This is a genomic window from Streptomyces sp. NPDC001903 (assembly GCF_042891345.1).
Classification (GTDB): Bacteria; Actinomycetota; Actinomycetes; order Streptomycetales; family Streptomycetaceae; genus Streptomyces.
In genome coordinates, this window is sequence record NZ_JBIASZ010000008.1 from 233,483 (window position 1) to 255,535 (window position 22,053).

Sequence of the window (22,053 nt, forward strand, 5' to 3'; positions counted from 1 at the left end):
CGTGTTCTCTGGTCAGTTGTCCGGGTAGGCCCCGAAAAGGTCGTCGGCGAGGCTGATGTCGCCGCCATTCTCATTCCGCTAGGCAGTGGCGCCGGTGGCGCGGTGGCGGGATCCGATGGGTCTGAGGGAAAGGGCGGTTGCCCGCTTACCGGTCCCTGTCGGGGGGCGGCGCTAGCGTGAGGGTCGGGTGTCCGTGCGAGCGGGTGGCTGTGCTGACGGGAGGCGTCGATGAAGGCTGCGGTGCGCAAGTGGGAGGCGGTGCGGGAGTTTGCCCGTGGGCTGCCGGAGGCGGTGATGGAGTTCCCCTGGGGGCCCGAGGACTGCGTCGTGAAGGTCAACAAGAAGATCTTCGTGTTCCTGGGCAGCGTAGACGGCCCGCGACCGCCCGGGCTCTCCGTGAAGCTGAAGGACGAGGCGCTCCACGGCCACGCCATGACCGCGCCCGGGGCGGAGCCGACCGGATACGGGCTGGGGAGGGCGGGCTGGGTCTTCGTACCCCTGGGGGAGAAGGGGGCGCCGGCCCTCGACGTGCTGTGCGAGTGGGTGGAGGAGAGCTATCGGACAGTCGCTCTCAAGCGGCACCTCAAGGAACTCGACGCACGGATCGAGGCGGGGACCGGCGCCGGCCCTGGCGCGCGAAACGAGTCAACCGGCTAAGCGGTTGCTCTTGTGCTGAGTGGAGCGCGTTCCTAGCATCGCTGGTGTTACATCAGTTGTGTCACACAATGGCGCGCGCCACGGATGCTACGGACGCTGGGGGCTCGATGGCAGTGACAGGGAACGTGCCCGGCGGGCCAGGCGGAGGCCCCGGCCCGCTCGCGGGCGTGCGCGTCGTCGAACTGGCGGGCATCGGCCCCGGCCCGTTCGCCGCCATGCTCCTCGCCGACCTCGGGGCGGACGTCGTACGGGTGGACCGGCCCGGCGGCGGCGGGCTCGCGGTGAACCCCGCGTACGACGTCACCAACCGCGGCAAGCGCTCCGTCCTGGTCGACCTGAAGTCCGCCGAGGGCCCCGCCCGCGTGCTGGACCTCGTCGAGCGGGCCGACGTGCTCATCGAGGGCTTCCGCCCCGGGGTCGCGGAACGGCTCGGCGTCGGCCCCGCCGACTGCCACGCCCGCAACCCGAAGCTGGTCTACGGCCGGATGACCGGCTGGGGCCAGGACGGCCCCCTCGCGCACACCGCCGGGCACGACATCGCGTACATCGCCGTCACCGGCGCCCTCGGCATGATCGGCAACCCGGGCGAGCCGCCGGCCGTCCCCGCCAACCTCGTCGGGGACTACGCGGGCGGCTCGCTCTACCTGGTGATCGGCGTGCTCGCGGCCCTCCAGCACGCCCGCACCCCCGCGGGCGCCGGCCAGGTCGTCGACGCGGCCATCGTCGACGGCACCGCCCACCTCACCGCCATGATCCACGGGATGATGGCGGCCGGCGGCTGGCAGGACCGGCGCGGGGCCAACCTCCTCGACGGCGGCTGCCCCTTCTACGGCACGTACGAGACCTCCGACGGCGGGTACATGGCGGTCGGCGCGCTGGAGCAGCAGTTCTACGACACCTTCGTCGAGCTGCTCGGCATCAAGGAGCAGGCCCCCGCCCGCAAGGACCTGGCCCGCTGGGGCGAGCTCCGCGAGGCCGTCGCCGCCCGCTTCAAGACCCGTACGCGCCAGGAGTGGACGGAGGTCTTCGAGGGATCCGACGCCTGCGTGGCGCCCGTACTGTCCCTGCGCGAGGCGCCGCTCCACCCGCACCTCGCCGCCCGCGCCACCTTCACCGACTTCGGCGGGATCACCCAGCCCGCCCCCGCGCCCCGGTTCTCGGCCACCCCGGCCGAGGTCACCTCGGGCCCCGCCCTGCCCGGCGCCCACACCGCGTCCGTGGCCCGCGACTGGGACGTACCGGCCCTGCTCCCGAAAGAGGTCTGATGGAACTGTCCATGATGCTCGACTACGCCGGGGACCCGCGCCGGGCCGCCGACGAGGCGGCGGCGCTGGAGTCGGCCGGGCTCGACGCCGTCTGGGTCGCCGAGGCCTGGGGCTTCGACTCCCCGACGATCATGGGCTACCTCGCCGCCCGCACCGAGCGGATGAAGATCGGCTCGGCCATCCTCAACGTCTACTCGCGCACCCCGGCCCTCGTCGCCCAGACGGCCGCCGGACTGGACGCGATCTCCGGCGGCCGGGCGCTGTTGGGCCTCGGCGCCTCCGGCCCGCAGGTCGTCGAGGGCTGGCACGGCAAGCCGTACGACAAGCCGATCGGCCGGACCCGCGAGACCGTCGAGCTGTGCCGCCGGATCTGGCGCCGCGAGACCATCGACCACCACGGCATCACCGACATGCCGCTGCCGCCCGAGAAGGGCGGCCGGCACGGCAAGCCGCTGAAGATCCTCACCCGGCCGGTCCGCGACGCGGTCCCCGTCTACATCGCCTCGCTCGGGCCCGCCAACGTGCGGATGACCGCCGAGATCGCCGACGGCTGGCTGCCCACCCTGTTCCTGCCCGAGAAGGCCCACGCGGTGTGGGGGAGCGCCCTCGCCGAGGGCGCGGCCCTGCGCTCCCCGGAGCTCGGCCCGCTGCAGACCGTGGCGGGCGGGCTGCTCGCGATCGGCGAGGACGCGGCCGCCGTACGGGACCTCGCGCGCCCGCAGATCGCGCTGTACGTCGGCGGGATGGGGGCGGTCGGCAAGAACTTCTACAACGACCTCGCCGTCGCCTACGGATACGGGGAGGAGGCCCGGAAGATCCAGGAGCTCTACCTCTCCGGCCGCAAGCGCGACGCCGCGGCCGCCGTACCGGACGAGTTCTGCGAGCTCATGACGCTGTGCGGGCCGGAGGGCTACGTACGCGAGCGGGTCGAGGCCTTCCGGGAGGCGGGCGTCACCATGCTCAACGTCACACCCGTCGGAGCCGAGCCGGCCCGGCTGATCGAAACCGTCAAGAGCTGGTTGTAGGGGGTGTCTTGCCGATCAGGCCGGGCTCGTGGTGTCTGGCACGCGCGCTCGCCGCGTTCTCGTCACTCGCCGACGCTCCGCGTCGACTCACTCCTCGGCCTTGCGATCACACGCACCAGACACCGCTCCCTGATCCGGCCCGATCGGCAAGACACCCCCTAGGAGGCCCCGATGCAACGCCGCATCTTCGACGCCGACCACGAGGCGTTCCGCGAAACCGTACGCACCTTCCTCACCAAGGAGGTGCTGCCGCACTACGAGCAGTGGGAGAAGGACGGGATCGTCAGCCGCGAGGCCTGGCGTGCCGCCGGCCGGCAGGGCCTGCTGGGCCTGGCGGTCCCGGAGGAGTACGGGGGCGGCGGGAACACCGACTTCCGCTACGCCGCCGTGATCGCCGAGGAGTTCACCCGGGCCGGGGCGGCCGGGCTCGCGATCGGCCTGCACAACGACATCATCGGCCCGTACCTGACCTCGCTCGCCACCGAGGAGCAGAAGCGGCGCTGGCTGCCCGGCTTCTGCTCCGGCGAGACGATCACCGCCATCGCGATGACCGAGCCGGGCGCGGGATCCGACCTCCAGGGGATCCGGACCAGCGCCGAGGACCGCGGCGACCACTGGGTGCTCAACGGCTCGAAGACCTTCATCTCCAACGGCATCCTGGCCGACTTGGTGGTCGTCGTCGCCAAGACCACCTCCGAGGGCGGGGCGCACGGCCTGTCGCTGCTGGTCGTCGAGCGCGGCGCGGAGGGCTTCGAGCGCGGCCGCAACCTCGACAAGATCGGCCAGAAGGCGCAGGACACCGCCGAGCTGTTCTTCCACGACGTGCGCGTCCCCAAGGAGAACCTGCTCGGCGAGCTCAACGGGGCCTTCGTCCATCTGATGACCAACCTCGCGCAGGAGCGGATGGGCATCGCGATGGCCGGCATCGCCGCCGCCGAACACCTGCTGGAGATCACCACCACGTACGTGAAGGAGCGCGAGGCCTTCGGGCGGCCGCTCTCCAAGCTCCAGCACATCCGCTTCGAGATAGCGGAGATGGCCACCGAGTGCGCCGTCACCCGCACCTTCCTGGACCGCTGCATCGTCGACCACTCCAACGGGGAGCTGGACCACGTTCACGCCTCGATGGCCAAGTGGTGGGCGACCGAGCTCCAGAAGCGGGTCGCGGACCGCTGCCTGCAACTGCACGGCGGGTACGGCTACATGAGCGAATACCGGGTCGCACGGGCCTTCACCGACGGCCGCATCCAGACCATCTACGGCGGCGCGACCGAGATCATGAAAGAGATCATCGGCCGCTCCCTCCTCGGCTAACGCCCGACTTCTCCCCGAAAGGCTTGACCAGTGAGCACCGAAGCGTACGTATACGACGCGATCCGCACGCCGCGCGGCCGCGGCAAGGCCAACGGCGCCCTGCACGGCACCAAGCCGATCGACCTGGTCGTCGGCCTCATCAACGCCCTGCGCGAGCGCAACCCCGGCCTGGACCCCGCCACCATCGACGACATCGTCCTCGGCGTCGTCGGCCCGGTCGGCGACCAGGGCTCCGACATCGCCCGGATCGCGGCCATCGCCGCCGGACTCCCGGACACGGTGGCCGGCGTACAGGAGAACCGCTTCTGCGCCTCCGGCCTGGAAGCCGTCAACATGGCCGCCGCCAAGGTCCGCTCCGGCTGGGAGGACCTCGTCCTGGCGGGCGGCGTGGAGTCCATGTCCCGCGTCCCCATGGCCTCCGACGGCGGCGCCTGGTTCAACGACCCGATGACCAACTGGGACACCGGCTTCGTCCCGCAGGGCATCGGCGCCGACCTCATCGCCACCATCGAGGGCTTCTCCCGGCGCGACGTCGACGAGTATGCCGCGCTTTCCCAGGAGCGCGCGGCCGCCGCCATCAAGGACGGCCGCTTCGCCAAGTCCGTCGTCCCGGTCACCGACCGCAACGGCCTGGTCGTCCTGGACCAGGAGGAGTTCGTCCGCCCCGGCACCACCGCCGACACCCTCGCGAAGCTCAAGCCGTCCTTCGCGGACATCGGCGACCTCGGCGGCTTCGACGCCGTCGCCCTGCAGAAGTACCACTGGATCGAGAAGATCGACCACGTCCACCACGCGGGCAACTCCTCCGGCATCGTCGACGGCGCCTCGCTCGTCGCGATCGGCACCCGCGAGGCGGGGGAGCGCAACGGCCTGGCGCCCCGTGCCCGGATCGTCTCGGCCGCCGTCTCCGGCTCCGAGCCCACCATCATGCTCACCGGCCCCGCCCCGGCCACCCGCAAGGCCCTCGCCAAGGCCGGCCTGACCATCGACGACATCGACCTGATCGAGATGAACGAGGCCTTCGCCGGCGTCGTCCTGCGCTTCGTCAAGGACATGGGCATCTCCCTCGACAAGGTCAACGTCAACGGCGGCGCCATCGCGCTCGGCCACCCGCTCGGCGCCACCGGCGCGATGCTCCTCGGCACCGTCATCGACGAACTGGAGCGCCAGGACAAGCGCTACGGGCTCGTCACCCTCTGCGTCGGCGGCGGCATGGGCGTCGCGACCATCGTCGAACGCCTCTGAACGCCGTCCTGATCCCCCCGACCTCCTCCCCGACACGGAAGCAGCGAGAAACATGAGCGAGTCCACCACGATCCGCTGGGAACAGGACGAGACCGGCGTCGTCACCCTCACCCTCGACGACCCGGGCCAGTCCGCCAACACGATGAACCAGGCCTTCAAGGACTCCATCGCGGCCGTCGCCGACCGCGCCGAGGCCGAGAAGGACTCCATCCGCGGCATCATCTACACCTCCGCCAAGAAGACCTTCTTCGCGGGCGGCGACCTCAAGGACATGATCCGGCTGCGCCCCGAGCACGCGCAGCTCGCCTTCGACACCGGCACCGAGATCAAGCGCTCCCTGCGCCGCATCGAGACCCTCGGCAAGCCCGTCGTCGCCGCCATCAACGGCGCTGCCCTCGGCGGTGGTTACGAGATCTGCCTCGCCTCCCACCACCGCGTCGCCCTCGACGCCCCCGGCTCCAAGATCGGCCTGCCCGAGGTCACCCTCGGCCTGCTCCCGGCCGGCGGCGGCGTCACCCGCACGGTGCGCCTGATGGGCATCGCCGACGCACTGCTCAAGGTCCTGCTCCAGGGCACCCAGTACAGCCCGCAGCGCGCCCTCGACAACGGCCTCGTCCACGAACTGGCCGCCACCCCCGAGGAGATGCTGGCCAAGGCCCGCGCCTTCATCGACGCCAACCCGGAGTCGAAGCAGCCCTGGGACGTACCCGGCTACCGGATCCCGGGCGGCACGCCGTCGAACCCGAAGTTCGCCGCCAACCTCCCGGCCTTCCCGGCCAACCTGAAGAAGCAGCTGAACGGGGCCCCGTACCCGGCCCCGCGCAACATCCTGGCCTGCGCCGTCGAGGGCGCCCAGGTGGACTTCGAGACCGCGCTGACCATCGAGGCCCGCTACTTCACCGAGCTGGTCACCGGGCAGACCGCCAAGAACATGATCCAGGCGTTCTTCTTCGACCTCCAGGCCGTCAACGCCGGCCGCAGCCGCCCGCAGGGCATCGCGCCCCGCAAGGTCACCAAGGTCGCCGTCCTCGGCGCCGGCATGATGGGCGCGGGCATCGCCTACTCCTGCGCCCGCGCGGGCATCGAGGTGGTGCTGAAGGACGTCACCGCCGAGGCCGCCGCGAAGGGCAAGGCGTACTCCGAGAAGCTGCTCGACAAGGCCGTCTCCCGCGGCCGCAGCACCGAGGCCCAGCGCGCCGAGCTGCTGGCCCGGATCACCCCGACCGCCGACGCCGCCGACCTGGCCGGCTGCGACGCCGTCATCGAGGCCGTCTTCGAGGACACCTCCCTCAAGCACAAGGTGTTCCAGGAGATCCAGGACGTCATCGCCCCCGACGCGCTGCTCTGCTCCAACACCTCCACGCTGCCCATCACGGGCCTCGCGGAAGGGGTTTCGCGCCCCGGGGACTTCATCGGACTGCACTTCTTCTCGCCCGTCGACAAGATGCCGCTGGTGGAGATCATCAAGGGTGAGCGCACCGGGGACGAGGCGATCGCCCGCGCCTTCGACCTCGTACGGCAGATCAACAAGACCCCGATCGTGGTCAACGACTCGCGGGGCTTCTTCACCTCGCGCGTCATCGGGCAGTTCATCAACGAGGGCGTGGCGATGGTGGGCGAGGGCGTGGAGCCCGCCTCCGTCGAGCAGGCCGCGGCCCAGGCCGGCTACCCGGCCAAGGTGCTCTCCCTGATGGACGAGCTCACCCTCACCCTCCCGCGCAAGATCCGCAACGAGACCCGCAAGGCCTTCGAGGCCGAGGGCCGCGCGTGGACCGCGCACCCCGCGGACGCCGTCATCGACCGGATGGTCGACGAGTTCGACCGCCCCGGCCGCAGCGGCGGGGCCGGCTTCTACGAGTACGACGAGAGCGGCAAGCGCGCCGGCATCTGGCCGGGGCTGCGCGAGCACTTCGCGAAGCCGGACGCGGAGATCCCCTTCGAGGACATGAAGGAGCGGATGCTCTTCTCCGAGGCCCTGGACACCGTCCGCTGCCTCGACGAGGGCGTCCTGACCTCGATCGCCGACGCCAACATCGGCTCCATCATGGGCATCGGCTTCCCGGCCTGGACCGGCGGCGTGATCCAGTACATCAACGGCTACGAGGGCGGCCTGGCGGGCTTCGTCGCCCGCTCCCGCGAGCTGGCCGCCCAGTACGGCGAGCGCTTCACCCCGCCGGCCTCGCTCGTGGCGAAGGCCGAGCGCGGCGAGACGTACGCCGACTAGCGCGGTGACGCGGAAGGCGGGCCGGTTCCTTCCCGGCCCGCCTTCCGGCCTGCCTTCCCCGCGGCGGCAGCGGGATCACGGCAGGGTCCAGAACTGCCGTGTCACGAGGTAGAAGACGAGAGCCCAGAAACCGAGCGCCGCCGCGACGATGCCGAGGCCGACGAGGTTGGTCCGCAGTGGCGGTGCCTCCGGTGCGGGCCACAGCCACCGCTTCAGGATCCGGTTCACGTAGTAGGGCATCGTGAAGAAGCTCATGACGACGCTCGACAGCAGGTTGCCCACGAGCAGCCCGAGCCAGATCGGCAACTTCAGCGGGGACAGGGCGAGCGCCAGCAGCACGACGGTCGGGTAGAGGCCCACCCAGACCGCGATGGCGGTCTTCGTTTCCGATGGTGGTGGGGGCGCTTCCCTGCCGTTCTCCTCGAAGGCGAACCAGCTGCCGAACGAGTTCTCGATGGTGCTCAGTTTGAAGTCGCTGAACTTCTCCCCCTCGGTGAGCATCCGCCGCCGTTCCTCCGACGTCAGCCAGGCATCGAGGTGTTCGGCGCTGTCGTACCGGTACAGCGTGGTCCATTCGTCCTGAAGGCCCTCGATCGGGCGGAAGATCTCCGTGCCGCGGAAGCCCGGGAACTTGGTCTCCTCCTCGCTCATGGCCCGCTGCCATCGGAGGAAGTCGTCGACGTGGTCCGGGTGGACCCGGTGGGTCACCACCACGGTGACGAGCGGGTCCATGGGCTGGGTGCCGCCGCTGATCACCTGCTGGGTCCCGGGGCCGTCGAAGAACTTCTCCCCGATGTCGAGGAGCCGTTGCCGGGTCGATCCGTTGATCCACGCCTGCAGATGGGCGAACGAATCGAACCGGTAGACGACGACCCAGTCGGGCTGCAGGTCCGTCGGCGGGGTCACCTCGGCGCCCAGGTGCCCGGCGTACCGGGCGGCGGCGGCGTTGACGCCCTCCTGCCACTTCTCGTACTCCTGGTCCATGCCGGGCAGGACCTTGTGGCCGATGATGACCGTGGCCGCGGCATCCGCCTGCTGTCCGGTGGTCATCGTCTCGGGCCCGATCGGGCCGACTGGCTCTCACCCAGCCGGCTGTAGATCCGCTCCGGAGTGAGGGGCAGCTCGCGGTAGCGGACGCCCGTGGCATCGCGGAGCGCGTTCGCCAGCGCGGGCGCCACCGGGTTGATGCAGCACTCCGCCATCCCCTTCGAGTGCATGGCCCCGACGGAGTCGGCGGAGCCCACCAGGAGCAGGTCGGTGCGCGGGACGTCCGCGTAGGCGGGGATCCGGTAGTTGCGCAGGTTCGGGTTGACCACGGCCCCGTCCGCGTCGACGCGGAAGTTCTCCGTCAAGGCGAACCCGATGCCCTGGGCGACACCCCCGTCCACCTGACCGCGGACCTGCTCGGGGTTGATCAGTACGCCGGCGTCGGCCGCGTGGACGCTGTGGAGGATGCGGATCTCACCCGTGATGCGGTGGACGGCGATGCGGAACCCGTGGGTGTTGGAGGTGACGCTGCGCGGTGACCCGTAGGCCTTGCGGGCGGCGGTGAACCGGATGCCGCTGGCCCGGGCCAGGGCGACGAGCTCGGCCAGTGGGACGCGGTCGTCCCCACAGACGACGTGCTCGTCGTCCATCGAGCACATCACGACGTGGACACCCGTGTGGGCGGCGGCGAACTCCAGGATGCGGTCGCGCACGGCGTTGGCCGCCCGGAGGACGGCGTTGCCCGCCACGAAGAGTCCCGCGCTGGCGAAGGCCCCGGTGTCGAATCCCGTGCGGTCGGTGTCCGACTGCACCAAGCGGATCCGCGACGGTGTGGTACCCAGCTGGTTGGCTGCGATCTGGACGTGGGCGGTCGACGTGCCCTCGCCGAACTCGACGGTTCCGACGGCGAGTTCGTAGACGAGGTCGTCGCCGAGGGTGAGCCAGGCTTCGGAGATGTGCTCGGTCGGGGGAGCGGTCTCGTGCATGGAACTCGCCACGCCGGTCCCCACGAGCCACCCGGGGCCGGGGGAGGGCTGGTCGGCCGTCCGGGCGAGCTCGCCGGCCACGAGGTCGATGCACTTGGCGAGCCCGTCCTCGTTGAACATCACGTCGTCGGGGCCGTCGTGCATCCCGACGAGCGGATCGCCGGGGCGCACGATGTTGCGGCGGCGCAGTTCGAGCGGATCCATGTGCAGGGCGATGGCCAGTTCGTCCATCGCGCACTCCACGGCGAAGGCCGGCTGGGTCATGCCGTACCCGCGCAGGGCGCCGCTCGGCACGGTGTTCGTGTAGACGGAGAAGGCGTCGTACTTCTTGTTGGGGCAGCGGTAGATCATGACGGCGGAGCCGCCCGCGTACAGTGTCTCCCCGCCGTGGTTGCCGTAGGCGCCCGTGTCGGACAGGTTGCGGACCTGGAACGCCGTGAGCGTGCCGTCGTTCTTCGCCCCGAGCTTGACCGTCAGCTTCATCGGGTGCCGGGGCGAGGCCGTGGTGAACTCCTCCTCGCGCGTGAACTCGAGACAGGAGGGCCGCCCGGTGTCCAGGGTGGCGAGGGCGACGAGGTCCTCGGAGATGACCTCCTGCTTGCCGCCGAAACCGCCGCCGACGCGCTTGCAGAACACGCGGAGCTGGTCCGGGCGCAACGCGAACAGGTAGGCCAGCTTGACCTTCGCGATCGAAGGCGACTGCGAACTGGTGCGCACGTTCAGCCGGCCGTCCTCCATCCAGGCGATCGAGCCGTGCGTCTCCAGGTGCGCGTGCTGCACGCGCGGTGAGAAGTAGGTGCCCTCGTGGATCACGTCGGCCGCCGCGAACCCCGCGTCGACGTTACCGATGTGCGAGTGGATCTCCAGCAGGAGGTTGTGGACGGAATCCCGTACGAACGGATCCTCCGAGCCGTGCAGTTGGGGCGCCCCGTCGGCCATGGCCTCCTCTGGGTCGAAGACCGCGGGCAGCACCTCGTACTCGACGTCCAGCTTGCGGCAGCCCTCCTGCGCCGCCCCGACCGTGTCGGCGAGGACGACGGCGACGCGCTGTCCGACGAAGCGGACGGTGTCGTCGAGGATGTAGGTGTCGTCCGGATCGACGAGGTGGTCGGTGTGGATCGCCGTGGTGAACCGTTTGCGCGGCACGTCCCGCCAGGTGTAGACGCGTTGCACGCCGGGGACCGCGAGCGCGGCGCTCTTGTCGACCGAGACGATCCGGGCGTGGGCGTGGGGCGAGTGCAGCACCTTGAGGTGCAGCATTCCTTCCATGCGGGTGTCCATCGTGAACTCGGCCCGACCGGTCACCACGTCCTCGGCCGCGGGCGCGCCGACGCTCGTTCCGACGGCCTTGCCCGGAGCGGCCGTCTGCACGTTGGTGACGCCCTTGACGGCGTCCTCGATCGCCCGGTAGCCGGTACAACGGCAGAGGTTGCCCTTCAACGCCCGGGGCAGGTCCGCCTTCTGCTCCTCCGTGAAGGTTGCCGAGGTCATGATCATCCCTGCGGTGCAGAAACCGCACTGGAAGCCGGGGGCGTCCCGGAACCGGCGTTGCACGGGATGCAGGTCGCCGGGCGATCCGAGACCCTCGATCGTGGTCACCTCACGGCCTTCCGCGCGGAAGGCCGGGGTGATGCAGCTGTGCACCGGGATGCCGTCCAGCCATACGGTGCACGCCCCGCAGTCGCCCGCGTCGCACCCCTTCTTGACGCCGAAGTGGCCGAGCGCGCGCAGGAAGGTGCGCAGGCACTGGCCGGGTTCCGGTTCGGCGTCGCAGCTCCGTCCGTTCACGAGGTAGGTCATGCCGGGCCCCCAGCGATGAGTTCGCCGCGGATCTCTTCGGCGAAGTGCCGTGTCAGGTGACGGCGGTGGTCGGGTGTCCCGTTGGGGTCGGCGAACCACACGTCGGCGGGGATGGCGTCGATGCTCTGCCGCAGCGTGTCGGCATCGGGCATGGTGTCGAAGGCGAACCGCACCGGCCGCGTGGTGCCCGCGGTGACGGTGAGCAGCAGATCGGTTCTTCCGGGAGTGCGCGTGCCGATGAGGAACACGGTCGAACGGCCGAGATGGGTCAGGGCGAAGCGGCGGTGCGCGGCACGTTTGCGCAGGGCGTGTGCCGGAATGTCGATCCGCCGCAGTACCTCCCCGGGCACGAGGACGTTGCGGTTGTTCCCGGTCACGAAGTCGAGGGCGTCGACGGTGCGTACGGACCCGCCGGGGGCCCACAACTCGTACCGTGCCTCGAGAGCGACCGTGAGCGTGATCATCGGGCCGGCCGGCAGGGACATGCAGATGTTCCCGCCGACGGTCGCCGCGTTCCAGACCTTGAACGAGGACAGGAACGCCTCGCAGGCCGTCGGGATGAGGGTGCCCGCGGTCCACCCGGCCGGCGGTGCGAAGGCGTACAGGTCGCGGATGGTGCACGTGGCACCGATCTCCAGGCCCGCGTCGCTCGGGACCAAGGGGTCCCACGGCAGCGACGTCAGGTCGATCAGGCGACGCAGGTCGGGCTGCTCCGCGGAGTACAGCCAGGTACCGCCCGCGAGCCAGGCGTCCCCGTCGTGCCAGTCGGAACCCGGCTGGTCGGCCGGCCGCCGCACGACTTCGGTGATGGTGTTGAGGTCCACGGGAACACAGCTCCCTCACGAAGGCGATCGTGAACTGCTCACGGGTGGACCGGCCCGGTACGGAGCTTCTCTTTCACCGTACCCACAACGGACCGGACCCGCTCGGCGGGGCCCGGTCCCCGTCCGGGGTGCACTACGCGCGGGGCTGCTCGTCCGAGACGAACGCCGCCCGCAGCTCCTCCTTCAGCGACCGCTGGAACGCTGTCACCAGCGCCTGCACCACCATCGGCTGCATGTGCGCGGACAGCGCCTTCATCGACTCCACCCGCTCCGGATCGCTCTCGCCCCGCGTGAACGGCCCCCACACCTCGTCCCGGAACAGCGCCGTCAGCTCGTGCGCGGCCGTCCGCGCGTGCTCCAGCAGCACCTTGCGCGCCGCCAGGATCGTCTCGTGCGCGATCGGCACGTCCAGCAGCGCGACCCCCAGCCGCAGCAGCCCCACGTCCACCCGGAACCCTCCGGCGGCCGGCGCCAGTACGTTCATCGCCGTCAGCCGCCGCACGTCGGCGTCCGACAGGCTCCGCCCGGCCCGCTTCTCCAGCTCCTCCCGCGAGACCTCCTGCGGCGCGTCGGGAGCCCAACTGGACACCATCGCCCGGTGGATCGCCAGATCGTGCGCGCTCAGATCGTCCGGCAGCGCGTCCAGATAGCGCTCGATGGCCGACAACGTCATGCCCTGGTGCTGGAGTTCCTCGATCAGCGCCAGCCGGGACAGGTGCTCCGGCCCGTAGTGCCCCACCCGACGAGGGCCGATCACGGGAGGGGGCAAAAGCCCGCGCGTGCTGTAGAAACGAACGGTGCGCACGGTGACGCCCGCCCTGGCCGCCAGCTCGTCGACGGTGAGCATCGGCTCGGGTGCCTGGTCGGCCATCGTCTGCGCCTCGCTCTCTGCTCCACAGCTTGGGTTCAACAGTATTGCTGTCGCACCAACGATGTGAAACGGCCAGGAGCTGCCCATGACCATGAAACTGCGACTGCCCGGACGACCCGAAGAGCTCACGATCCCCGCCCTGCTGGCGCGCAACGCCGCCGAGCACGGCGCTCTCCCCGCCCTCTCCTGGCGCGAGGGCGATGGCTGGACGACCCTCGACTGGACCGAGGTCCGCCGCAAGGTCGCCGTCCTCGCCTCCGGATACGCCGCCCTCGGCATAGAACGCGGCGAACACGTCCTGATCATGATGGGCAACCGTCCCGAGCACTGGCTGACCGACCTCGCCCTCGTCCACCTCGGCGCCGTCCCCGTCACCGTGTACGGGACCTCCGCGCCCGAGCAGATCGCCCACATCGCCCGGCACAGCCGGGCCCGGGTCGCCGTCCTCGAAGGCGCCGGCGAGCTGGCCCGGTGGGAGCCGCTGCTCGCCGACGCGCAGGTGCCTCTGGAGCGGCTGGTCGTGGCCGAGGCCGGCGAGGCGGGTCCGCACCGCACGTACGGATCGCTGCACGCGAGCGGCGCCCGTACGCACCGCCCCGAGGACTTCGAGAAGGCCTGGCGGGAGACCCGCCCCGAGGACCCGCTGACCGTCGTCTACACCTCCGGCACCACCGGCGACCCCAAGGGCGTGCGGCTGACGCACCGCAACATCATGCTCCAGGCCGTCCGCATCGACGGGCGCACGGACCTGCCCGAGCACGCCGAACACATCTGCTACCTGCCGTTCGCGCACATCGCCGAGCGGATCCTCGGCATCTACCTGCCGCTGCTGCGGGCCGCGCACGTCCGGCTCGTCGCCGACCCGGCCGCCGTGGGGGCCGCCGTGCGCGAGCTGCACCCGGTGCAGTTCTTCGGCGTGCCCCGGGTCTGGGAGAAGCTCGCCGCCTCCGTACGGGCGGTGCTCGCCCAGCTTCCGGCCGCGCAGCGGGAGTCCATCGAGGCCGCGAACGACCTCGCCCGCGCGCGGGCCGGGCACCGGGAGCGCGGCGAGCGGATCCCGGCCGCGCTCGAAGCCTCGTACGGCCGGGCGAAGGAGCAGGTGCTGGACCCGCTGCTGGGCCTGGCCGGGCTGGACCGGCTGGTGTGGACGGCCAGCGCCACCGCGCCGATGCCCATCGACGTCGTCCGGTTCTGGGCGGGCTGGGGGATCACCATCATGGACGCGTGGGGGCTCACCGAGACCTCGGGCGTGTGCACGATCAACAGCCCGGACGGCTTCCGGCTGGGCTCGGTGGGGCGGCCGATCGAGGGGCTGGAACTGCGGCTCGCCGAGGACGGGGAGATCCTCACGCGCGGCGCGACCGTCTTCGCCGGCTACCTGCGGCCCGACGGATCGGTGGAGAGCGCGCACGACGCCGACGGCTGGTTCCCGACCGGGGACGTCGGCCGGCTCGACGAGGACGGGTTCCTCTGGCTGACCGACCGCAAGAAGGAACTGATCATCACCTCGAACGGCAAGAACGTCTCGCCGGCCCTGGTGGAGAACACCGTCAAGGAGCACCCGCTGATCGGCCAGGCCCTGGTGCACGGCGACGGCCGTTCCTACCTCGTCGCCCTGCTGGTGCTGGACGGCGAGGTGGCCCCGGCGTGGGCGGCGGCCCGCGGCATCGAGGCCGGCCCGCTCGCCGGGCTCGCGGAGCACCCGGCCGTACGGGAGGAGATCGCCGCCGCCGTCGCGGCGGCCAACGCCCGGCTCAACCGGACCGAGCAGATCAAGCGGTACCGGCTGCTGACCGAGGAGTGGGGCCCCGCCTCCGGCGAGCTCACCCCGTCGCTGAAGCTGCGCCGCCGGGTCGTCCGGGAGAAGTACGGCGCCCTCATCGACGCGCTGTACGCCGACCCGTACGAGGACCCGCACGCCGACCCGTACGAGGGCCCGCACGAGGACCCGCACCGGGCCGGGGAGCAGTAGCCCGAACGGCCCCGTCCGGCGGGCGCGCGGACGCCCGCCGGACGAGGCTGGGAAGATGCCGGAGACCCGTTTCAGCCGCGAGGAGATCCAGTCCCTCGCACGGCTCAGCCCGTTCGAGCTGAAGGACAGGTTCATCCAGCTCGCCCAGGCGGCCCAGGCCGACGAGCCGGGCCAGAAGGGGACCGCCGCCCGCGCCATGCTGAACGCGGGCCGCGGCAACCCCAACTGGATCGCCACCGGCCCCCGCGAGGCCTTCCACGCCCTCGGCTACTTCGCCCTCGACGAGTCCCGGCGCGTGTGGACCGCGGACCACCTCGGCGGGATGCCGGAGCGCCGCGGGATCGGGGAGCGGTTCGACTCGTGGATCCGCCGCCACCAGGCGCTGCCCGGCACCGAGCTGCTCTCCGCGTGCGTCGCGTACGCCCTGTCGCGGTGGGGGTTCGACAAGGACGCCCTCGTCCACGAGCTGGCCGACGCCGTGACCGGCGACAACTACCCGGTGCCGGACCGGATGCTGGTGCACGCCGAGCAGATCGTCCGCGGCTACCTCGACTTCGAGATCTTCGGCGAGCGGCCGGCCGTGGACCGCCTGTCGCTGTTCGCCACCGAGGGCGGCACGGCCGCGATGTGCTACGTCTTCGACTCCCTCGTCCAGAACGGGATCCTCCGCAAGGGCGACAAGATCGCCCTGATGACCCCGGTGTTCACCCCGTACATCGAGATCCCCGGGCTCGACACCTTCGAGTTCGAGGTGGTGAACGTCCGGGCGAGCCTGTTCGCGGAGACGGGCGTGCGCCAGTGGCGCTATCCGCCGGAGGAGGTCGCCAAGCTGGCCGATCCGGAGGTCAGACTGGTCTGCCTGGTCAATCCGAGCAACCCGCCCTCGCTCGCGCTGAGCGACCGGGTGGCGCGCCAGATCAAGGAGATCGTGGCCACCGCCAACCCGCGCCTGCTGATCGTCACCGACGACGTGTACGGCACGTTCGTGCCCGGCTTCCGCTCGCTCGCCGCCGAACTGCCGCGCAACACCGTGCTGGTGTACTCGTACTCCAAGCACTACGGGGCCACCGGCTGGCGGCTCGGCGTCATCGGCCTGCACGAGGACAACCTCGTCGACGAGATGATCGCGGAGCTCCCGCGGGAGGAGAAGGAACGGCTCGCCCGGCGGTACGGCTCGCTCAGCCTGGAGCCGGAGCGGATCCGCTTCATCGACCGGATGGTCGCGGACTCCCGCTCCGTGGCGCTCAACCACACGGCGGGGCTCTCCCCGCCGCAGCAGGCGCTGATGGTGCTCTTCTCGCTGTTCGACCTGCTGGAGGAGGGCCAGGCGTACAAGGAGCGCATCCGCGGGATCGTCCAGCGGCGGCTCGGCCTGCTGCTGGAGGGCGCCGGCATGAAGATCGCCGAAGACGACCGGCGGGCCGGGTACTACGTCGAACTCGACCTGCTGGCCGAGGCGGAACGCGTCCACGGCAAGGGGTTCGCGGAGTTCCTGGAGAAGAACTACGAGCCCGTCGACCCGCTGCTGCGCCTCGCGGAGCAGACCTCGGTGGTGCTGCTGAACGGCGGCGGTTTCGAGGGACCCCAGTGGTCCGTCCGGGTCTCCCTGGCCAACCTCGACGACCTCGACTACCTCAAGGTCGGCCACCACCTGCGGGAGATCTTCGAGGAGTACGCGGCGCAGTGGCGGCGCTCGCAGGCCGACTAGGGCCCTCCCTCGGATCAAGGGAGGACTTTGTACTTCAGCTTGTAGAGGGCCCCTGCGCCTTCGAACTGCTTCTGCAGTTCTCCGTGATTGGCTTCATCGGCCCGGAGGAACACCGTCCCCAGAGAGAAAGAAGTGCCGTTCTTCACCGCGTGCAGGGCGACCTCGACGTCGCCGTCGGCCTCGGCGAACGGCAGGAAGATCTCCATGTCGTCCAGGTTCCACACTTCGCCTTGCTGCACGGTGACCGTGCCCTGGTCGGGCAGGAATTGGACGCCCCCCACTCGGCTCATGACGATCCGGTCCTCCCCGTCCGAGTCCTGGGACTTCACCACGCTGAGCTCGGTGAGCTTGCCGAGGGGAAACGACATGGGATCCTCCAACTGACGTGTAGCGGTACCAGAATCACGGACTCGGCATGGCGAACCGCAGTTCGAATTTGCCTTCGTGGCCCGAAACGTGACTCCGGAAGAGGGCGGGGCACGGAATGTGAGGAAGATGTGCCGGGCGGGGGCGGGGGCGGTTGCGGTGGGCGCCGAGGCACCTGGCAGCTCGTGAGCACCGTCCAGCGCCGTGCCGTGACGATACCGGCCTCCGAGGCGCGGCCGTCGGCTTCGCTCCTCTCCCCATGTTCCCTCTGCAAGACCCTCTCGGCAACCCGCCATCGGCCTGAGGGAAGGGGCGGAGGGAGCCGGCGCTCCCACGCGGGAATTGCCCATCATGTGCAGTGAGTTGCGGGCCTGCCCGCACGGCGTTCATGCCGGTGTTCGTTCTCGTGCAGGCCGTCGGTCAGGTCCGCCCGCCCGGCCCGGGGTGCACCGTGCCGGGTGCCGAACAGGGCTGCCGCGGCTACTCCTTGACGATGTCGACGAGCTCGTGCAAGGAGTCGATCGACCAGTCGGCGGCCGCCCGGACGGCCGGGTCGTCGGCCCACCAGAACCCCCACGGCCCGCGGCGCAGGTGCGCGGTCCGCAGTCCGGCGGCGCGCGCCGGCAGGATGTCGTTCGCCGGGTGGTCGCCGACGTACAGGGTCTCCTCCGCGGGCGCGCCGCTGACCTGCAGCACCCGGGCGAAGAACTCGGGCGAGGGCTTCGCCGCACGCCACTCGCCCGAGGTCGCGACCAGATCCGCGGGCAGGTCCAGGGCGCGCAGCAGAGCCCCCGCGCGCACCGTCTGGTTCCCCGCGACGACCACCCGGACCCCGGCCGCCCGGAGCGCCGCGAGCGCGGGCCGGACGTCCTCGTACAGGTCGGTGTCGTCGAGCCGCTCACCGCGGCCGGCGGCCTCGCGAGCGGCGTACTCCGCGCCCACGTCCAGGCCCGGCCGCAGGAGGCGCAGCGCGTCCGCGTTGTCCCTGCCGTCCACGACGACCGCTCCGACGAGCGCGGACAGGGTGTGTCGCGGCACGCCGAGCCAGTCGGCCCAGGACGCCCAGTAGCGGTCGTCGCGGGTCAGGGTCTCGCCCACGTCCAGGACCACGGTACGCATCACCCGGCCCAGCCTACGGGCCGCCGGGCCCCGGGTGCCGTCGTCCGGCGGCACCTGGGGGAGTGTGGCCTAGCGGCCGATCAGCGGGTAGTGGTCGCTGAGGTTGGTGTACGTGTACGAGGTGCCCCAGCTGGAGACGGTCCAGGGCGCCGACTCCTCCTTGACCACGTTGTTCTCCCAGCCCGCCGGGCGCGCGTTGCCCTTGCGGTACAGGACGTAGTCCAGGTCCTCGCGCGGGTCCGTCGGGTAGCGGTAGTTCGCGATGGAGTTCTGCGCGGTGTCGAACGAGTACGGGTGGCCCGTGCGCGAGTCGGAGTTCGCCAGGTCGGCGTTGGCGAGCATGGACGCGAACTCGGGGGAGCGGGAGTCGACGTTCATGTCGCCGGCGACGATGACCTGCTCGCTCGCCGGGATGTTCTTGCCGTCCAGGAAGGCGTCTATCGCCTTGAACTGGCGGGCGCGCATGTCGGCCGCCTCGCCGGAGCCGCAGCCCGGGTCGGTGGACTGGGCGTGGGTGCCGACCACGTGGACCTTGGTGCCGTTCACGTTCAGCACGACGTAGGCGAAGCCCTTGTTGGACCACCAGTCGGCCCCGCAGGCGTCCTTGTAGACGACCTGCTCCTTGCGGACGATCGGCCACTTGCTGAGGATCGTGACCCCGCCGTCCTCGGGGGTGGTCGAGGAGTACGCGCCGCCCGTGGCGTCCCAGCCGCTCTTGCTGCGGCCGACGATCGGGGTCTGGTACGGGTACTGCGCCGAGGCGTTGGACTTCAGCGCGTCCGAGGCGCCGTTGTCGAAGGCCTCCTGGAGCACGACCACGTCGTGGCCCTGGAAGAAGGACGCCTTGGGGATCTCCGAAGCCCGGTGGTCCTGACCCCAGTTGGGGTAGAGGTTCTTGCTCATCAGGAACGTGTTGTACGTGAGGACGCTGAGCCGGGGGGCAGCGGCGCTCTCCGCGGCCGAGGCGGCCGGCGCACTGGTGGCGGCCAGTGCGCCGACGGCGATCGCCGCAACGGCCGTGGCGGCGGCACGGTTGCGGCGGAGCTTGGTGTGCAGCATGAGGTCTCCATCATTCCTGCAGGGGGGAGATCGACTCCGTCATCCAAGCAGCCGCGGTTACCTCTGGGTAACACCCGTGACAAGACTTTCTGTCCGGGAGCGGACGTCTGGCATTCGCGACCCGAACCTTCAGCACTCGCATACTGGAACCATGAGAGAAACAGAGCTCCCCGCATCCGGGCCGAAGGCCGCGCGCCGCCCCGACCCCGAGCCGCCGGCCCCCGGCGGGGTGCTCTGGACCATCTCCGGCGACATCCGCGCCCTGCTGATGCTCCCCGCCGCCTTCACCATGCAGGTGGCCCACCCCGCGATCGGCGCCGGGGTCGACGAGCACTCCGTCTTCCGCACGGACCCCTGGGGGCGCGGCGAGCGCTCGCTGCGCTCCGTCCAGCTGTGGGTGTACGGCGGGGAGCAGGCCGCCGAGGAGGGCCGGCGGGTACGCCGCCTGCACAAGGAGATCCAGGGCATCGACACCCGGGGACGGCCCTACCACTCCCTCGACCCGGCCTGCTACTCCTGGGTGCACGCCACCGGCTTCCCGATCTACCTCTACGCCGGGCGGTACCTGCTGCGCCGCTTCACCCCCGCGCAGGAGCGGCAGCTGTACCGGGAGTGGCTCCAGGTGGGCCGGATCCTCGGCATACGCGACCGGGACATGCCGCAGAGCATCGAGGAGTACTGGGTCTACTACCGCCGGATGCTGGCCGAGGAGATCGAGCCGACCAAGGTCGCCCGCGAGCTGGTCGCCACCGATGCGCCGCTGCCGAGGCCCGAGGGCGGCTCCCTGCCGGTGCGGCTGCTGCTGCGGCTCACCTGGCCGGTGCTGCGGGCGGCGTTCCTGCGCTTCCGGGCGTTCGTCACCGTGGGGTACATGCCGCCCGAGGCCCGCGCCGCGATCGGGCTGGAGTGGAGCCCGGCCCAGGAGCGCAGGCTCCGGCGGCTCAGCACGGCCGTGCGGCTACTCGTACCGCTGCTGCCGGAGCGCTTGCGCTACCTGCCCATCGCGCGCGCGGCCCGGGCCCGGTGGCGCGCCGGCACCCCCTGAGGGGCGCCGGCGCGCGGGTGTCCGTGCGTACGCAGACCGGTACGTACGCGGATCAGTGCTCGTGGATCGTGTTCGTCTCGGCGATCTTCTTCCAGGACTTCGGCTCCACCGGCTTCGCGGCGGGGGCCTTGAGGGACCGGGCGGCCGGGGCCGCGGCGGCCGGCGGGGCGAACGCCGGCTTGCCCGGGGTGTAGAGCCAGGTCTCGAAGAGCTGAGCCAGCGGCTTGTTCGAGACCTTCTCCGCGTACCGGACGAAGTCCCCGACCTTGGCGTTCCCGTAGGCCCGCTCGGTCGGCCAGCCCTTGAGGATCTTGAAGAACTTCTCGTCGCCGACCTCGTTGCGCAGCGCCTGCAGGGCGATCGCACCGCGGTCGTACACGGCTCCGTGGAACTGGTTGTCCGGGCCCGGGTCGCCCGGCTTGACCTGCCAGAACGGGTCCTCGGCCGGGCGCAGCCCGTACGCCCAGTCGGCGAGCTCCTGGGCGGTGCCCTCGCCCTCCTTCTCCGACCACAGCCACTGGCTGTAGCGGGCGAAGCCCTCGTTGATCCAGATGTCCTTCCAGCCGTCGACGGAGACGCTGTCCCCGTACCACTGGTGGGCCAGCTCGTGCACGACCACCGAGACGTTGGCGCCGTTCGCGAACTGCTTCGGGCTGTAGAACGGCCGGGTCTGCGTCTCGAGCGCGAAGCTGGAGGGCACGTTCGGCACGTACCCGCCCAGGGCGTTGAAGGGGTACGGCCCGAAGACCCCCTCCAGCCACTCGGCGACCTCGCCGGTCCGCTCCACGCTCGCGCGCGCCGCGCCCGCGTTGTCGCCGAGGTCCTTGCTGTACGCGTTGAGGATCGGCAGCCCGTCCGCCGTCGTGCCGGTGGTGACGTCGAACTTGCCGATGGCGAGGGTGGCCAGGTACGTGGCCTGCGGCTTGTTCGAGCGCCAGTTGTAGCGGGTCCAGCCGAGTCGGGAACTCTGCGACTGGAGCACGCCGTTGCTGATGGCCTGCGTGCCGTCGGGGACGTTGACCGAGATGTCGAAGGTGGCCTTGTCGAGCGGGTGGTCGTTGCTCGGGAACCACCAGACGGCCGAGTCCGGCTCCTGCGCGGCGACGCCGCCGTCCGGGGTGCGCTGCCAGGCCGACCAGCCGTCGATCTTGAACTCCGAGGGCTTTCCCGCGTACTTGACGACGACCGACGCCGGCGTGTCCTTCTTCAGCGGCTGGGCGGGGGTCACCTCCAGCTCGTGGTCCCCGGACGTGGCGAACTTCGCCTTGGCGCCGTTGACCCGGATCTCGCTGACCTTCAGGCCGAAGTCCAGGTTGAAGCGGGAGAGGTCCTGCTTGGCGGTGGTCAGGAGGGTGGCGGTGCCCTCCAGCAGGTCCGTCTTCGGCTGGTACTGCAGGCGCAGGTCGTAGTGGGAAACCTCGTACCCGCTGTTGCCGCTGGCCGGGTAGTAGGGATCGCCGATACCCGGGGCCCCTTGGACGGAACTCGCCGCCGACGCCGGGATCACCAGCAGGAGGGAGGCGGCGAGGACGCTCGGGGCGATGACTTTGCGGTGCACGAAGAGCTCCAAGGGGTAGGGAGGCAGT

General features: G+C 70.9%; 17 protein-coding genes. 9 read left to right on the forward strand and 8 right to left on the reverse strand.

Going from position 1 to position 22,053, the window contains the following annotated elements:
* Positions 1 to 228 precede the first annotated feature (228 nt).
* From ACFYZS_RS20065 to ACFYZS_RS20090, 6 genes are all read left to right on the forward strand, one after another.
* Positions 229 to 657: an MmcQ/YjbR family DNA-binding protein gene (locus ACFYZS_RS20065; protein WP_389014017.1), complete on the forward strand. Its 429-nt coding sequence runs from the start codon at positions 229 to 231 to the stop codon at positions 655 to 657.
* Positions 658 to 764: 107 nt separating this feature from the next.
* Entirely contained in the window at positions 765 to 1,922 is a 1,158-nt protein-coding gene (locus tag ACFYZS_RS20070; RefSeq protein ID WP_389014020.1) for a CaiB/BaiF CoA transferase family protein, read from the forward strand.
* Positions 1,922 to 2,947, forward strand: a complete 1,026-nt coding sequence (locus ACFYZS_RS20075; protein WP_389014023.1) for an LLM class F420-dependent oxidoreductase — start codon at positions 1,922 to 1,924, stop codon at positions 2,945 to 2,947. The genes ACFYZS_RS20070 and ACFYZS_RS20075 overlap by 1 nt, the downstream gene beginning before the upstream one ends.
* Positions 2,948 to 3,118: 171 nt before the next feature.
* Positions 3,119 to 4,261, forward strand: coding sequence for an acyl-CoA dehydrogenase family protein (locus ACFYZS_RS20080; RefSeq protein ID WP_389014025.1), 1,143 nt, complete (start codon positions 3,119 to 3,121; stop codon positions 4,259 to 4,261).
* 30 nt (positions 4,262 to 4,291) lie between these two features.
* On the forward strand, positions 4,292 to 5,506 hold the full coding sequence (locus tag ACFYZS_RS20085; RefSeq protein WP_389014028.1) for an acetyl-CoA C-acetyltransferase: 1,215 nt from the start codon (positions 4,292 to 4,294) through the stop codon (positions 5,504 to 5,506).
* A 52-nt stretch (positions 5,507 to 5,558) separates the two neighbouring features.
* Positions 5,559 to 7,730 (forward strand): 3-hydroxyacyl-CoA dehydrogenase NAD-binding domain-containing protein, encoded by a 2,172-nt coding sequence (locus ACFYZS_RS20090; protein WP_389014031.1) that lies wholly within the window; start codon positions 5,559 to 5,561, stop codon positions 7,728 to 7,730.
* 75 nt (positions 7,731 to 7,805) lie between these two features.
* Here the strand turns inward: ACFYZS_RS20090 and ACFYZS_RS20095 are convergent, their stop codons facing one another.
* From ACFYZS_RS20095 to ACFYZS_RS20110, 4 genes are all read right to left on the reverse strand, one after another.
* Positions 7,806 to 8,780, reverse strand: coding sequence for an antibiotic biosynthesis monooxygenase (locus tag ACFYZS_RS20095; protein ID WP_389014034.1), 975 nt, complete (start codon positions 8,778 to 8,780; stop codon positions 7,806 to 7,808).
* Positions 8,777 to 11,503: a molybdopterin-dependent oxidoreductase gene (locus ACFYZS_RS20100; RefSeq protein WP_389014037.1), complete on the reverse strand. Its 2,727-nt coding sequence runs from the start codon at positions 11,501 to 11,503 to the stop codon at positions 8,777 to 8,779. The genes ACFYZS_RS20095 and ACFYZS_RS20100 overlap by 4 nt, the downstream gene beginning before the upstream one ends.
* The gene (locus ACFYZS_RS20105; protein WP_389014040.1) at positions 11,500 to 12,327 is read right to left on the reverse strand and encodes an FAD binding domain-containing protein; all 828 of its coding nucleotides are present in this window, start codon (positions 12,325 to 12,327) and stop codon (positions 11,500 to 11,502) included. The genes ACFYZS_RS20100 and ACFYZS_RS20105 overlap by 4 nt, the downstream gene beginning before the upstream one ends.
* A gap of 133 nt (positions 12,328 to 12,460) precedes the next feature.
* A complete protein-coding gene (locus tag ACFYZS_RS20110) occupies positions 12,461 to 13,198 on the reverse strand; it encodes a MerR family transcriptional regulator (RefSeq protein ID WP_389014043.1) in 738 nt (245 codons plus the stop codon).
* Between the two features lie 85 nt (positions 13,199 to 13,283).
* On the opposite strand from ACFYZS_RS20110, the gene ACFYZS_RS20115 reads away from it, so the two are divergent.
* Positions 13,284 to 15,170, forward strand: coding sequence for an AMP-dependent synthetase/ligase (locus tag ACFYZS_RS20115; protein WP_389014045.1), 1,887 nt, complete (start codon positions 13,284 to 13,286; stop codon positions 15,168 to 15,170).
* A gap of 55 nt (positions 15,171 to 15,225) precedes the next feature.
* Positions 15,226 to 16,878 carry a bifunctional aspartate transaminase/aspartate 4-decarboxylase gene (locus tag ACFYZS_RS20120; protein WP_389014047.1) on the forward strand — a complete coding sequence of 551 codons (1,653 nt, stop codon included), beginning with the start codon at positions 15,226 to 15,228 and terminating at the stop codon, positions 16,876 to 16,878.
* A 14-nt stretch (positions 16,879 to 16,892) separates the two neighbouring features.
* On the opposite strand, the gene ACFYZS_RS20125 is transcribed toward ACFYZS_RS20120, so the two are convergent.
* The 3 genes from ACFYZS_RS20125 to sph form a co-directional block, all read right to left on the reverse strand.
* Positions 16,893 to 17,246 (reverse strand): hypothetical protein, encoded by a 354-nt coding sequence (locus ACFYZS_RS20125; protein ID WP_389014050.1) that lies wholly within the window; start codon positions 17,244 to 17,246, stop codon positions 16,893 to 16,895.
* A 478-nt stretch (positions 17,247 to 17,724) separates the two neighbouring features.
* The gene (locus ACFYZS_RS20130) at positions 17,725 to 18,363 is read right to left on the reverse strand and encodes an HAD family hydrolase (RefSeq protein WP_389014322.1); all 639 of its coding nucleotides are present in this window, start codon (positions 18,361 to 18,363) and stop codon (positions 17,725 to 17,727) included.
* Between the two features lie 69 nt (positions 18,364 to 18,432).
* A complete protein-coding gene (sph, locus tag ACFYZS_RS20135) occupies positions 18,433 to 19,422 on the reverse strand; it encodes a sphingomyelin phosphodiesterase (protein WP_389014052.1) in 990 nt (329 codons plus the stop codon).
* A gap of 151 nt (positions 19,423 to 19,573) precedes the next feature.
* On the opposite strand from sph, the gene ACFYZS_RS20140 reads away from it, so the two are divergent.
* Complete coding sequence (locus ACFYZS_RS20140) at positions 19,574 to 20,467, forward strand: oxygenase MpaB family protein (protein WP_389014055.1); 894 nt, start codon at positions 19,574 to 19,576, stop codon at positions 20,465 to 20,467.
* Positions 20,468 to 20,519: 52 nt separating this feature from the next.
* Here ACFYZS_RS20140 and ACFYZS_RS20145 read toward each other — a convergent pair whose 3' ends face one another.
* Entirely contained in the window at positions 20,520 to 22,025 is a 1,506-nt protein-coding gene (locus ACFYZS_RS20145; RefSeq protein ID WP_389014058.1) for a M1 family metallopeptidase, read from the reverse strand.
* Positions 22,026 to 22,053 lie beyond the last annotated feature (28 nt).

Excerpts from the sequence above, each read along its gene's own strand:
- ACFYZS_RS20095 (WP_389014034.1), bottom strand. The coding sequence starts at position 8,780 with ATGACCACCGGACAGCAGGCGGATGCCGCGGCCACGGTCATCATCGGC.
- ACFYZS_RS20080 (WP_389014025.1), top strand. The coding sequence starts at position 3,119 with ATGCAACGCCGCATCTTCGACGCCGACCACGAGGCGTTCCGCGAAACC.
- ACFYZS_RS20110 (WP_389014043.1), bottom strand. The coding sequence starts at position 13,198 with ATGGCCGACCAGGCACCCGAGCCGATGCTCACCGTCGACGAGCTGGCG.
- ACFYZS_RS20090 (WP_389014031.1), top strand. The coding sequence starts at position 5,559 with ATGAGCGAGTCCACCACGATCCGCTGGGAACAGGACGAGACCGGCGTC.
- ACFYZS_RS20065 (WP_389014017.1), top strand. The coding sequence starts at position 229 with ATGAAGGCTGCGGTGCGCAAGTGGGAGGCGGTGCGGGAGTTTGCCCGT.
- ACFYZS_RS20140 (WP_389014055.1), top strand. The coding sequence starts at position 19,574 with ATGAGAGAAACAGAGCTCCCCGCATCCGGGCCGAAGGCCGCGCGCCGC.
- sph (WP_389014052.1), bottom strand. The coding sequence starts at position 19,422 with ATGCTGCACACCAAGCTCCGCCGCAACCGTGCCGCCGCCACGGCCGTT.
- ACFYZS_RS20125 (WP_389014050.1), bottom strand. The coding sequence starts at position 17,246 with ATGTCGTTTCCCCTCGGCAAGCTCACCGAGCTCAGCGTGGTGAAGTCC.
- ACFYZS_RS20075 (WP_389014023.1), top strand. The coding sequence starts at position 1,922 with ATGGAACTGTCCATGATGCTCGACTACGCCGGGGACCCGCGCCGGGCC.
- ACFYZS_RS20120 (WP_389014047.1), top strand. The coding sequence starts at position 15,226 with ATGCCGGAGACCCGTTTCAGCCGCGAGGAGATCCAGTCCCTCGCACGG.
- ACFYZS_RS20100 (WP_389014037.1), bottom strand. The coding sequence starts at position 11,503 with ATGACCTACCTCGTGAACGGACGGAGCTGCGACGCCGAACCGGAACCC.
- ACFYZS_RS20070 (WP_389014020.1), top strand. The coding sequence starts at position 765 with ATGGCAGTGACAGGGAACGTGCCCGGCGGGCCAGGCGGAGGCCCCGGC.
- ACFYZS_RS20115 (WP_389014045.1), top strand. The coding sequence starts at position 13,284 with ATGACCATGAAACTGCGACTGCCCGGACGACCCGAAGAGCTCACGATC.
- ACFYZS_RS20130 (WP_389014322.1), bottom strand. The coding sequence starts at position 18,363 with ATGCGTACCGTGGTCCTGGACGTGGGCGAGACCCTGACCCGCGACGAC.